This is a genomic window from Neptunomonas sp. ABH4_499, assembly GCF_056160565.1.
This window is the reverse complement of sequence record NZ_JBSWXK010000009.1, coordinates 73,665-86,820: the sequence shown is the minus strand read 5'-3', so window position 1 is coordinate 86,820 and position 13,156 is coordinate 73,665. Positions and strand designations below refer to the sequence as shown.

The following is a 13,156-nucleotide window of genomic DNA, read 5'->3' as shown; positions in this document are numbered from 1 at the left end:
GAAAGGTGTGGGGTATGACAAACCATCTGACCTGAAGGGGAAGGTCAGATGGTCTACTGCGTCAGTGCCGACTAGCGTCGACGGCGACCGCGAGGTGAATTGTCTTCAACCTTGATGCGGATAGGCTGTAAAGATTCAGAACGATTCTGCGTCAGCAACATTTTCCCTATGTACGCTAATAAAGCTACAGCAGCCAGTGTTGCTAAAATCATCTTGTTCACCTCTTTATTATGTTACTTACACTTTAGACGTTAGAGCCCAAGGTCCGCAACTTTTTTTGAAAATTCTGTGTATCCGCCAACATGCTCCTGACCGATGAACACTTGCGGCACCGTGGTGACCGGCTTGCCAACGGTTTTTTCAAGATCAGCCTTCGTAATACCCTCTTCATGGATATCAATGTAGCGGAAGTTAAACGATTTCGCTTTGCACAATTCAACTGCGCGACTGCAATATCCGCAACCGGCGCGGCCAAAGATGGTTACTCGTTCCATAATTGTCTCCTCTGTTTGATCTCATTGTTGAGGAAACCTTTTCTCAACACCAATGACTAAACTTTATGCAACCCATAGTGGGAATTTATGAAACGAGTTGTCCACGTAAATTGTGCATAACTCTGTAGACAACCTTTTAACAAGGTGGTTCAGGGCCGCCATAATGCTGTTTGCTGAAATTGATCAAAAGGTGTTCTTTTTTAAGGATTTATTTTTTTTGCATAACTTTTTAGCCATCTAAATTGTGTGGAAATTCATGCGACGAATGGATCATGAAGTGTGTAACAAATATCCAAGACTTTTGTTTCAGATTCAGTATAATTCAGCGCCAACAGCCCTAAACATGATTGTTGACACTTGTGTGTCTATATTATGACAAGCGTATGAAAATACCGGGCAGTCTTCATTCGCGGTGAGTGCCAAAAGCTTCGCTGCAGTGCAAAACGTCTAACCCCTGATGGTTTGCACGAGATGGAGACTTCGAATCCCATACTTTTATCAGACATGGTGAAAATCGAGATGACGGCGAAATCGGTTGATGTATTGCTAGTAGGTGCCGGTGCGATGAGCACTACGCTTGGCACTCTTCTTAACCAGCTAGACCCTTCTCTTAAAATGGTCATGGTGGAACAACTGGACCAGGTAGCTCAAGAAAGTACCGACGGTTGGAACAACGCAGGTACAGGCCATGCGGCTTACTGCGAATTAAACTACACTCCGATGAAGCAAGATGGTTCGATAGACACCACGAAAGCGTTCAAGATCAACGCGGCTTTCGAAGTGAGTCTTCAGTTCTGGTCTTACTTGGTGAACGCTGGAGTGCTACCAACGCCCCGCCAGTTCATCAATCCTACCCCACACCAAAGCTTTGTTTGGGGCGAAGAGAACGTTAAGTTCCTGCGCACTCGCTACGAGACGTTGAGCCAAACCGAAGCCTTCAAAGACATGGAATACTCCGAAGACCCAGCGGTTCTGACCGAGTGGATGCCTTTGATCATGCAAAACCGCTCTCCATCCGAGAAAGTCGCGGGCACTCGCGTTCGTTACGGCTCTGATGTGGATTTCGGTTCGCTGGCGCGCAGCATGGCGCATTACCTAGAAAAAACCGAAGCCTTCGATCTTAAGCTGAATTACCAAGTCAAAGACTTGGACAAGCAGACCGATGGCCAATGGAAAGTCGAACTGAAAAACCTGAACACAGGACAGTTCGAAACCGTTTTCGCAAAATTTGTATTTTTAGGCGCTGGTGGTGGTGCATTGCCACTGTTGCAGAAGTCCGATATCGCCGAGGGCGATGGATACGGTGGCTTCCCAGTAAGCGGTCAATGGTTGGTGTGTAAAAAGCCAGAGATTGTGAATAAGCACTTGGCCAAAGTGTACGGTAAAGCGCCCATCGGTGCGCCGCCGATGTCTGTGCCTCACTTAGATACTCGTATCATCAATGGTGAAAAAGCCTTGTTGTTCGGGCCGTTTGCTGGATTTACGACCAAGTTCTTGAAGCAAGGCTCTATCTTGGATCTGCCAAAAAGCATCAAGTGCGACAACATCAAGAACATGATGTCGGTCGGCAAAAACAACATGGATTTGACCAAGTACCTGATCAGCGAAGTGCTGCAGTCTCACTCATCGCGTGTGGATGCTTTGCGCAAGTTCTTCCCTGATGCGAAAGATGAAGATTGGTCTTTGTCGTACGCGGGCCAGCGAGTGCAGATCATCAAGCGTGATCCACAAACAGGCAAAGGTAAGCTTGAGTTTGGTACAGAAGTAATCACAGCCGCTGATGGTACATTGGCAGCGCTTTTGGGGGCCTCTCCTGGCGCTTCAACGGCGGTTGATACCATGGTGACTTTGGTTGAGAAGTGCTTTAAAGATCAAGTGGCTTCGCCAGAGTGGCAAACAAAGATGAAAGAGATGATCCCATCTTACGGTGACTCTTTGATCGAGAACACGCAGCTGTTGGCTGAGATTCGCCCAAGCGTGCTGAGCACACTACAGCTTGATTAATCAGAACATCTGATAAGATAAAGCCGACCGACTGGGTCGGCTTTTTTGTGCGTGCTCGATGACTTAGAACCAGTCGTCGCGGCGTTTTTTCTTCTTGGGTAAGTAAGGGATGATTAAACCCAGTAACACCCCGCCCAAGGCCACCATACCGCCATAGGTAAACCAACGCATCAAGTTGGTTTGATCCATATTGTCGATGGTGTTGTTAAGCTCCTTGATCTCCGCTTTTAGGCTATCTAGCTGGTCAGTGTAGGTTTGGTTTTCCGACTTGTAACCACTTAACTCAGAACGAAGCGTCTCGATCTCGGAGGATTGATTCGAAATCAAAGTTTCGCTTTCACTCAGTTGCTTCTCCAGCTTCGGCATCCGTGCCGATACGCTGTCACCTGAAGCAACGTTGTTCGCATCCGCCCAGCCAGTTTTTCCGTTGTAGCGGATTCGCACAAAGGATTTATCCGGGCTGTGACCGAGTATTTCGATTGGTGTGCCGCTTCGCACACGCCCCGTAATACGGTATTGGTTACTGGGGCCGCCGTGAACAAAGACGTACACGTCATCTGCGATATGGCCAGGTGCGCCATACGATAAGTTGGCAGCTAACAGCAGTCCCGCTACCAATAGAGATTTTTTCATTGTAAAGAGCATCCTTTTTATCGGTCCAACATGCGACTCATTCCTCTTATGAGTAAGACCTAACCTTTTCCAAATCTTTCGGAACATTTTGTACCAGAAAAGTTCCTAACCTTCATAGGAATGTTATGCTTTGATTAATCTTGTTGATGCATAATAGCGTCGGTTTTTTCACTTCCCCATTAGGAGAATTTAATGGAAGAGTTATTCCAGAATTTTTTCGATCCTAAAATGATCGAAAGTCTTCAGTCGGATTACATTGTACCGTGGGCGATCAATATCGTTACCGCTTTAGCCATCTTTTTGATTGGTCGTCTTGTTGTTAGTGGCATTTTGGCTCTGGCCAACAAGCTGCTGGGCCGTACCAAAATGGACAGCATGTTGGTTAACTTCATCATGTCTATCCTGTACGCGCTCTTATTGTTGTTCATCATCGTGGCGTCTCTGGATCAGCTGGGTGTGAACACCTCTTCCTTGATTGCTTTGGTGGGTGCTGCAGGTTTAGCCATTGGTTTATCGTTGCAGGACTCTTTAAAGAACTTTGCAGCGGGCGTTATGCTGGTCATCTTCCGTCCGTTTCGTGAAGGGGAGTTTGTCGAGGTTAACGGTATTTCCGGTATTGCCGAGAAGATCACCATCTTCAACACCATCATGCGTACTGGTGACGGTCGTGAAGTGACCGTACCAAACGGCCCAATCTACAGCGATACCATCACAAACTACTCGCGCCGCGCCACTCGTCGTGTGGATATGGTATTTGGTATTGGCTATGACGCAGACCTTCTCAAAGCGAAGAACATCCTAAAAGAGCTGGTAGAAGCGGATGAGCGCGTTTTGAAAGACCCAGCTCCTGTGATTGCCGTGTCTGAGTTGGCTGACAGCAGCGTTAACTTTATCGTACGTCCTTGGGTAAATACGCCAGATTACTGGGGTTTTTACTGGGATATGATGGAGCGCGTTAAGCTGCGTTTCGATGAAGAGGGTATCAGCATTCCATTCCCTCAAATGGATGTGCACTTGTACAAAGAGCAAGAGCAAGTCCCAAGCGATACGAAATAAACATTCGCTTTGCGATACGAAACGGAGCCTTAGGGCTCCGTTTTTGGTTTTGGACTAAGAAAAAAACATTCAGGGCGAAAAGGTGAATGCGTGCTTAGGTGATTTTAACGATCTGGATATGTTTTTTCCTGTAATTATCGATAATCATTATATTTTGTAACCTCATTATTATTTGGGTAGACTTCAGCGGCTTTTATTATAAGGCGCCATGTTGTTTTCGGTGCTAATAACCCTACTAAAATAATGGCTTAATAATGTTTACAAAGAGATACCCCTTATTGGTTGTTGCCATCACGTGTGCTCACTCTCCCCATCTATTGGCTGCAGAGGGTGAGGACTCAACGTCTGTTGTTCTGCCCACCTTAATGATTGAGGCGATGGAAGAGGAAGACCCAACCCGAACCTATGTCGATTATCAGCAAGCCAGCATCACCCGAAATCAGTTAGAAAAAAAAGAGATCCCACAAACCATCGACACCTTAGACGTCCAGAAATATAAGCTTTATGGCTCTAATGACCTGAGCGTAATGCTTCAGGGGACACCTGGTGTTTCAACTGAATATGATATGCGCGGAGACGGTATTTCTATCCGTGGCTTTAGTGCCGATACGGGCGATATTTATCGTGATGGTAATCGCGAGAGTGGTCAGGTAAGACGAAGCACGGCAAACATCGAGCGTATCGAGATTCTAAAAGGACCCGCCTCCGTATTGTACGGTCGAAGTGGTGGCGGTGGTGTCATCAATATGGTGTCAAAATACGCCAACTTTGATTCAGTTAGCTCGGTCGGTGTGTATGCGGGGTCCTACGACAACTACGGGTTAAATCTGGATCTTAATGAGGTTGTAGCCGATCACTGGGCGGTTCGCTTAACGGGTGAACATGGCGACAGTGATAGCTTTAGGGAGGGCATCGGGCAAGAGATCAATATGATCTCACCCAGTGTGACGTACGATAACCAAGAGAACCTCAAATGGACGGCACAATACACTTATGACAAATTGAGTCGCGTGCCGGATCGGGGGCCTTCTTACGATGTGTTACCACAAGGCACACCTCTGGATCGCGGCTATGCCCAAAAAGGCGATTTCGTTGACGATAAGCTGCAAGTTATCCGTTCAGATCTTCAGTACACCTTTAACGATCAATGGTCGCTTGAATGGGCGTTAAGTTATCGCGAAGCCTATCAAAATTTTGATCATTTCTACTCAGGCACTTACTGCGAATCAGAAACGACGGTGGATCGACGCGGTGGCGGATGTGAAGGCCATGTCGATGAGATCAGTCAAGTGTATTACTGGCAAGAGACGGCCAATAACACGCTCAGTAATTCAGTGAGTGTATTTGGGGATCTGTACTCAGGTGCCATTCGACATCGCCTGACGGTGGGGTTTGATTTCTCGATCGAAGAGCGCGAGCCTAAGCTGGCCAACCAAAACAAAGATGGATCGGCCATTTACGGGTACGTGAATCCGCTGACCGGTGAGCGTGAAAGCTCACGTGGTTCAGGGGATTTGGAGATTCGAACGCATAACTACTACAAATCGACCAATTACGGGCTGTTCGCCCAAGACTTGATCGGTTTGACGGATAACTTGGATGTTCTGGTCGGGGTTCGTTTTGATGATTACGAAAGCGATGCTCGTAATAAGTTACTCAACGCAGATGATGAAAATTACGAGCGTACGGTCAGTGACACAACGTTCAGCCCGAGTCTAGGGGTGGTGTGGCGTCCTGTTGAAGAACACTCTGTCTATGCATCCTACAATCGAAGCTTTGCGCCCTTTGGTGGTCGAGTGGGGGTGAACAGCGTGAGTGCCAGCCAAGATTTAGAGGTCTTTAATGCAGAGCCTCAATACAACGATCAGTTTGAAGTTGGCCTTAAAAGTGAATGGTTAGACGGCGATTTCACAACGCAATTCTCTGTGTTTGATATTCGTAAACACAACATTCGATACCGACCTGATCCAGAAAATGACCCTTATCGCTATGCCGTTCAAGGTGAGCAACAATCTCAAGGGATTGAGGTTAGTATGATGGGGCGTATTGCAGATCAATGGTATCTGCGCGGTGGTTATGGGGTGACCAAAGCCAAAGTGAAGGAAGATAAGTCATCACCCGAAAACGAAGGTAACTACCTTGCTGGCGTTGCGAAAAATACCGGTAACTTGTTCATCCGTTATTTACCAACCGAAGACGCCTATGCTGAAGTCGGTGTGACGCATGTCGGGGGGGCTTGGACGAATTCTGATAACACGACTCGCTTGAAAGGCTTTAATCGCTTTGATGCCGCCTTTGGTTACAACTTTGACCAATGGCGAGCTTCTTTGGCCGTAACTAACTTACTGGATAAGGACTACTGGCGCTCAAGCTCGATGCCTGGCACTCCGAGAAGTGTATTGTTACGTTTAAACTATAAGTTCGATTAAGCACCAGCTTTGCGAACCTAGCAGTTTAACTCAAGCCCCCTCAAAGAAGGGGGCTTTGCATTTTAAGGCTCGTTATTCGTATCGCTTTCTTGAGATGGGCTTTCTGTGATCTCTTCGGTTGATGTCGTACGCGAAAGCTCTTCGATTTTTCGTCTTAGGTCATCGTTCTCTTTGGCGAGTCGTTGGCTATCAATCCGGTAGCGGAACACTTCTTCAAAACGGCTTTCCAGTTTGTTTTCCAACGATTGGATCAGCAGAGTTTGCTCCGACAGTTGGGTTTCTAACTGATCCACCTGGCTTTGCAGGGTGTTGATCATGCCAAAACCGCTGTGGGTGTCTTCCTCTTCCGTATCGGATGTTGATGCTCTTTGGGTTTGATGCAGGCCCGATGTGATATGGCTGTACAGGGCTTTTAGCTCGCTGGCTTCTCGGTCACTGTAGCGAATGCTTTGTTCAATCGCGCTGTGGGCGCTGGCGGCGCCGACCAGTCCGGCTAAACGGTGCTCCAGCATGCGGTGGAACTCCATAAGCTCGATGATGGTGATGTGCGCTTTGTGGGCCACTTGAAGATCTTCGACAATCTCATCAACAGCCTGATCGGCTTTGTCCGAGCTTAGGTACTGTGCCAGCAACGAGTGTGCCTCATCACGTTTGATACTCATTGGGATGTAAGCATCAAGGCCTGCAGGGCGAGCTGTCCTTCGGCTGTTAAGGGGTTGCAGGGCCGCCATAAATTCAGAGGTCAGTGTGCGTTCTTGCTTACTTGGGCGATAGATCATTGAGCCTGCAATGTACACAAAGGTGTTGACCCCTAAGGACCAGATAACGCTGTGTGTGACCGGCGTAAAATGATCGAGCCCAAACAGAGCCTCGGGCCTTAGCCAGCTTAAACTCCAAGGGCCATGAATCAAGATGTCCGGGGCAAGCCAACCTTGTTTGATAAAGGTGGGAAGACCCAATGTGTAGCACCAGACCAGAAAACCTGACAGAAGGCCTGCAAAAGCGCCAGCGCTGTTACCACGGGCCCAAAATAGGCCAATAAAAGCCGCTGGTGCAAACTGCAAGATAGCAACAAACGACAATAAACCGATGGCCACCAGAATGTAGGCGTTACTGAATTCGGTTTCAAACCAATAGCTACCAAAGAGAATTAAGGCCACCAGCACCCAGCGTGTTTGAAGTAGATGGGTTTTGAGAATGTGCGTGTTGGAAAAATTCTCAAAAAAAGGCAGCAACATGTGGTTGGATACCATGGTGGCTAAGGTCATGGTGGTGATAATGATCATGCCGGTGGCGGCTGAAAATCCCCCCATAAACGCGAGCAGAGTGAGCCAATCTTGCCCTGCCGCTTGTGGTAGCAGCAATACAAAAAAGTCGGCTTTATCGGCCGGGAGTTCCGTTAACAGGCCTGCCGCGGCTATCGGGATCACAAAGAGGTTAATCCCGATCATGTACAGCGGAAACATCCACATCGCTGTGCGGATCTGTTTTTGATGACCGTTTTCCACCACCGATATGTGAAATTGACGCGGCAGGAGAATGATCCCGGAAAAACTCAGTACAATCAGAGTCATCCACATACTAAAACTGTTGGGGCCTGCGCTCATCGAGGTTAGGTAACTTAACCCCGCTTCCGGAAGGCGAACTTTAATATCGCCCCATCCATCATAAAGGCCGTAACACACAAACAGGCCAACCGCCGTTAGGGCCAGCAGCTTAACGATGGATTCCACCACCAATACGCCGATCATCCCTTGATGTCGTTCAGTAGGGTCTAGGCGCCTTACGCCAAAGACGATCGTGAACAAGGTCATGATGATGGTGACGATCAAACCGCTGTTGGACCAGGCGGAGCTATGATCATAAGTGATGATGGTGAATGAGTTGGAGATCGCTTTAAGTTGCAAGGCGATGTAGGGAAAACTGCCGAGTAACGCGATTAAGGTCACTAGGGCCGCAATCCGTTGAGATCGTCGATATCGGGTAGAGATAAAGTCCGCAACGCTGGTGATACGAAAGGCTTCTTTGGCCGCCACCATTTTACGTAGCGTGAACCACCAGGTGCCAATCCCGATCAGAGCGCCCACATAAATACCGGCAAACAATAAACCGGATGTGGTTGCAAAGCCTACGCTGCCATAAAACGTCCAAGAAGTATGATAAACAGCCAGCGATAGGGCGTAGAAAAAGGGGTGGTTAAACGCCTGTCCGGTTCTGGATACCTTACGCTCAGCAAAATGAGCTACCAAAAAGAGACACGCGATGTAGAGTAGAACCGATGCGATAACGATCAAAGGTGAGAACATCTAAATCCTTCCTGGCCGATGGTCTTACCTAAAACTAGGTCACAAAGCCTATGGTTGGCAAGCTTTAGTGTGTATGAGTGTCGTGATCACAGCTTGGACACTCTGTTCCAGGCACTGGATCAATCCCGCCATCGTGCCATGGGCCACACTTGACCAGGCGCTTGGTCCCAAGCCATAGCCCTTTAAAAATGCCGTGTGTCTCGATCGCTTGGATCATGTAGGAGGAGCACGTGGGATAAAAGCGGCAGTTTTTGCCAAGAAGAGGGCTGAGCGTCCATTGATAGATGCGTACTAAGGTGATCAGTACCCATTTGATGTTGTTAGTGAGGATGTCTTTCATGGCAAAACGCTGATTAAGTAGAGGCTAAGCCTACGTGATTTTGCGATGAATAAAAAGAAATCAGCAGGGCGGTGCGCCCTGCTGAGAGCGTGACTACAGGTTTTGTTCGGCAAATTCGGCCAAACGGGAGCGGAAAATACCTTCAAGGTGGATCGTCGCACCGCCTTCAAACCCACGGAACCGCTCAACGATATAAGTTAAGCCCGATGTTAAAGCAGTCAGGTAATTGGAGTCGATCTGAGCCAAGTTGCCTAAACAGATCATTTTTGTCCCTTTACCGCAGCGGGTGATGATGGTTTTTAATTGAGATGGGGTTAAGTTTTGCGCTTCATCAATAATGACGATGGCATCTTGGATGCTGCGCCCTCGGATAAAGTTTAAAGATTTAAACTGGATATTGCCCTTTTCAATTGCATACTTGATGCTGCTTTGTGGGCGCTCGTCTCCCTCGTGCATCGCTTCCAAGTTATCGTGGATAGCGCTCAACCAAGGGGTCATTTTCTCCTCTTCGGTGCCCGGTAAGAAGCCGATGTCTTCGGCGACCGGTGGGGTAGAGCGGGTAACGATGATCTTGTTAAAGCGTTGCTGCTCAATCACCATCTCCAGTGCACAGGCTAAAGCGATTAAGGTTTTACCGGAGCCTGCGGCACCGTTCAGCACACACAGGTCGATGTCAGGGTCGAGTAACGCCTGCATCGCAAAGCCTTGGAAAATCGTGATGGGGTTGATGCCCCAGCACTCTTGCTGCATTAGGCGATCTACGCCTAAATCCCGCAAAATGGCGTGGGTGTCAGTGAGTTCGGTGACGCGAGCGGCAAACTCTTTGGTGTCATCGTATACGTATTCGTTAATGTTGACCGCAGGCAACAAAGAGCGCGCTACCTTATGATAGATATGCCCCTCTTTTTGGTAGCTGTCGACCTCTTCAACGGTTTCCCAGAAGGTGCCTTCAAGGTGCCAGTGACCGGCCGGTAGCAGTTCGATGTCCGATACCAGTTGGTCGGTGCGGTAATCTTCAACTTTTTGCATGCCAGCGCCCATGGCTTTAAGGCGCATGTTGATGTCTTTGGTGACCAGCACCACTTCTCGAGAGGTCGTGGTGGTTTGCAGGTGTAGCGCACAGTTGATGATTAAATTGTCTTTGTTTTTGATGTCGGGCAAGAAGCCCTGTTTTACCGTTAACTCATGGTCAGGGAAGATGCTAAGTTTACCCAGTTTGGTTTCGCGATCTTTACCTGGCAGCGCAATTTGTACGCCTTTGGTAATTTGAGAGGGGGATTGTGCGGTTGAGATGATGTCATCGATGGCCCGAATGGCACTTCGCGCTTCTTGGGCAACGTTCTTCTTACGATCCTTGATGTCGTCTAATTCCTCCAGAACGGTCATAGGAATGCAGACATCTTGCTCTTTAAACTCAAACAAGCATTTTGGATCATGCAGTAGGACGTTGGTGTCGAGAATATAGAGTTTCGTTGCACTCATCGGCTCTATCCTTTTGCAGCCCTGTGATCACCCGTCTTAACAACGGATGTATTCATGATAGTCTACTTTGAAACGAAGAAGGTCAAGATAGAAGCCAAAGTTTTGATTCATAGCGTATTTAAGGAGGCTGGGTGAACAATGGATTATTCGCAATTTCAGTCCATCGTGGTGCTAACCGGTGCGGGAATATCTGCAGAATCGGGGATTCGTACTTTCCGAGCCAGTGATGGGCTTTGGGAAGATCATCGCATCGAAGATGTCGCAACCCCTGAAGGGTTCTTGCGCGACGCTGAGCTTGTGCATCGCTTTTATAACTCGCGACGAGCGCAATTAGGTGAGGTACAGCCCAACGATGCTCACAAAGCGCTGGCGTTACTGGAGCAGGAGTTTGATGGCGATTTTTTATTGATCACCCAAAACGTCGATAACCTACATGAGCGCGCAGGCTCCATGGATATGATCCATATGCATGGGGAGCTTTTGAAAGTGCGCTGTCAAAAATCAGGATACGTTTACAGCATCGATACGCCCATATCGACGACAGCCATGTGTCTGTGTTGCGGCGAACCCGGCAATCTGCGCCCAGACATCGTTTGGTTTGGTGAGATGCCGATGGAGATGGAACGCATCTATGATCAGCTCTCAAACTGTGATCTGTTTATCTCTATCGGGACGTCTGGCCATGTGTACCCTGCGGCTGGGTTTGTGGAATTAGCGACCGAAGTTGGCGCCTACGCCATCGAGGTGAACCTAGAGACCACGCGCCAACAGTCTTTGTTTGATGAGCATCGTGTTGGCCTTGCCGGTGAGCAAGTTCCCAAACTGGTTGATCAAATTTTAGGCAAACAAGAGTAAAATCAAGCACTTTGTCTCATAAAGGGATATACCTAGGCCGCAAAGTGGTCTATGTTGATAAAGAGTGCGCCGACAAGGTTCGGTGCCTGATTGATTCTCTTAAGGATGGAGGTGGTGCATTATGATCACCGAACAATACGTCAGTGCCAGTGTAAAGCCGCTTGAAAGTTTGGATACGCTATCACCCCACGAGGTGGCTAAGCTTCAGGATAAAAGCAACAACGGTTTGTATAAGTTGTTTAGGCAGTGCAGCTTGGCGGTCCTCAATACCGGCAGTGAGCTTGATAACGCAAGCTTAGTGCTGGATCGATACAAAGATTTTGACATTCACATTCGCCACAAGCACCAAGGTGTGGAGCTTGAGTTGGTCAACGCGCCTTCAACTGCGTTTGTGAACGGCGAGCTTGTCCAAGGTATTCGCGAGCATTTATTTACCATCTTGCGTGACATTTTGTATGTGGGGGATGAGCTGGACCTGTGCTGCAACACCGAAGATGCGTCGGAGCGATTAACCAATACCGTTTTTCACATTCTGCGCCACGCCAACGCAATGCGCCCTCATGTTAAGCCAAGTCTGGTCGTTTGTTGGGGTGGTCACTCCATCAGTCGTCACGAATACCGCTATACGAAAAAAGTGGGGTATGAGCTGGGCTTGCGTCGATTAAACATCTGCACAGGCTGTGGCCCTGGTGCTATGAAAGGCCCAATGAAAGGCGCTATGGTGGCGCATGCGAAACAGCGTGTTCACCACCCGCGTTACGTGGGCTTAACGGAGCCTGGTATCATCGCTGCCGAATCGCCTAACCCGATTGTGAATGAATTGATCACCATGCCGGACATCGAAAAACGTCTGGAGGCGTTTGTTCGTTTAGGGCATGGCATTATTGTGTTCCCAGGCGGTGCCGGTACGGCAGAAGAGATCCTCTATATGTTGGGTATTCTGCTGCATCCTAAGAATAAAGACGTTCCATTCCCGCTGATCTTCACAGGCCCAGAGGGCAGTGAAGCCTACTTTGAAACGGTGGACCGCTTTATTCGTGACACCATTGGTGAGTCGGCCGCCAATCGCTACAAGATCATCATCGATGATCCGCACGCGGTTGCCGAAGAGATGCGCATGCAATTTGAGAAAGTGACCCTGCACAGAAAACAATCTGATGAGGCGTTCCACTTTAACTGGCAGCTGCACATCCCTTACGATTTTCAGATGCCGTTTGAGCCAACGCACGAAGCCATGGCTAAACTGAATTTGAAGCGTGGCCAAGATGATTACATCTTAGCGGCTCAGTTGCGTCGTGCTCTGTCGGGCATTGTGGCTGGTAACGTTAAAGAGCCAGGCGTTGAAGCGATCCGTCAATTTGGACCGTTTGAGCTGACAGGGGATGAAGACATCATGGCTTCATTAGATGCCTTGTTGGAATCCTTTGTTGAGCAGCGTCGAATGAAGATCGATCACGAGCAATACGAACCCTGTTATCGCATTGTTCGATAACCGAATGATCCAAGGCGCCTAAGGCGCCTTTTTTGATCTTTAGGCAAACGACAGTTTGACGATCA

At 48.4% G+C, this 13,156-nt stretch carries 10 protein-coding genes; 5 read left to right on the top strand and 5 right to left on the bottom strand.

Annotated features, from left to right (window positions below):
• Positions 1–251: 251 nt before the first annotated feature.
• Positions 252–494, bottom strand: coding sequence for a GrxA family glutaredoxin (locus ACXAF9_RS10990; protein ID WP_475073988.1), 243 nt, complete (start codon positions 492–494; stop codon positions 252–254).
• A 519-nt stretch (positions 495–1,013) separates the two neighbouring features.
• On the opposite strand from ACXAF9_RS10990, the gene mqo reads away from it, so the two are divergent.
• Positions 1,014–2,498 (top strand): malate dehydrogenase (quinone), encoded by a 1,485-nt coding sequence (mqo, locus tag ACXAF9_RS10985; RefSeq protein WP_475074158.1) that lies wholly within the window; start codon positions 1,014–1,016, stop codon positions 2,496–2,498.
• Between the two features lie 63 nt (positions 2,499–2,561).
• On the opposite strand, the gene ACXAF9_RS10980 is transcribed toward mqo, so the two are convergent.
• Positions 2,562–3,131, bottom strand: coding sequence for a TIGR04211 family SH3 domain-containing protein (locus tag ACXAF9_RS10980; protein WP_475073985.1), 570 nt, complete (start codon positions 3,129–3,131; stop codon positions 2,562–2,564).
• Positions 3,132–3,323: 192 nt separating this feature from the next.
• Here ACXAF9_RS10980 and ACXAF9_RS10975 point away from each other — a divergent pair, with 192 nt between their 5' ends.
• Together ACXAF9_RS10975 and ACXAF9_RS10970 are read left to right on the top strand one after the other, a co-directional pair.
• Positions 3,324–4,187: a mechanosensitive ion channel family protein gene (locus tag ACXAF9_RS10975; protein ID WP_475073982.1), complete on the top strand. Its 864-nt coding sequence runs from the start codon at positions 3,324–3,326 to the stop codon at positions 4,185–4,187.
• 254 nt (positions 4,188–4,441) lie between these two features.
• Positions 4,442–6,616, top strand: coding sequence for a TonB-dependent receptor (locus ACXAF9_RS10970; protein ID WP_475073981.1), 2,175 nt, complete (start codon positions 4,442–4,444; stop codon positions 6,614–6,616).
• Between the two features lie 62 nt (positions 6,617–6,678).
• Here ACXAF9_RS10970 and ACXAF9_RS10965 read toward each other — a convergent pair whose 3' ends face one another.
• The 3 genes from ACXAF9_RS10965 to ACXAF9_RS10955 all read right to left on the bottom strand — a co-directional run bounded on the left by ACXAF9_RS10965 (position 6,679) and on the right by ACXAF9_RS10955 (position 10,744).
• A complete protein-coding gene (locus ACXAF9_RS10965) occupies positions 6,679–8,922 on the bottom strand; it encodes a hypothetical protein (protein ID WP_475073979.1) in 2,244 nt (747 codons plus the stop codon).
• Between the two features lie 64 nt (positions 8,923–8,986).
• Positions 8,987–9,262: a membrane protein insertion efficiency factor YidD gene (gene yidD / locus ACXAF9_RS10960; RefSeq protein ID WP_475073977.1), complete on the bottom strand. Its 276-nt coding sequence runs from the start codon at positions 9,260–9,262 to the stop codon at positions 8,987–8,989.
• Positions 9,263–9,355: 93 nt separating this feature from the next.
• Positions 9,356–10,744, bottom strand: a complete 1,389-nt coding sequence (locus tag ACXAF9_RS10955; protein ID WP_475073975.1) for a PhoH family protein — start codon at positions 10,742–10,744, stop codon at positions 9,356–9,358.
• Positions 10,745–10,882: 138 nt separating this feature from the next.
• Here ACXAF9_RS10955 and cobB point away from each other — a divergent pair, with 138 nt between their 5' ends.
• Entirely contained in the window at positions 10,883–11,599 is a 717-nt protein-coding gene (gene cobB / locus ACXAF9_RS10950; protein WP_475073973.1) for a Sir2 family NAD+-dependent deacetylase, read from the top strand.
• Between the two features lie 121 nt (positions 11,600–11,720).
• Positions 11,721–13,091, top strand: coding sequence for a nucleotide 5'-monophosphate nucleosidase PpnN (gene ppnN, locus ACXAF9_RS10945; RefSeq protein ID WP_475073971.1), 1,371 nt, complete (start codon positions 11,721–11,723; stop codon positions 13,089–13,091).
• Positions 13,092–13,156: the final 65 nt, after the last annotated feature.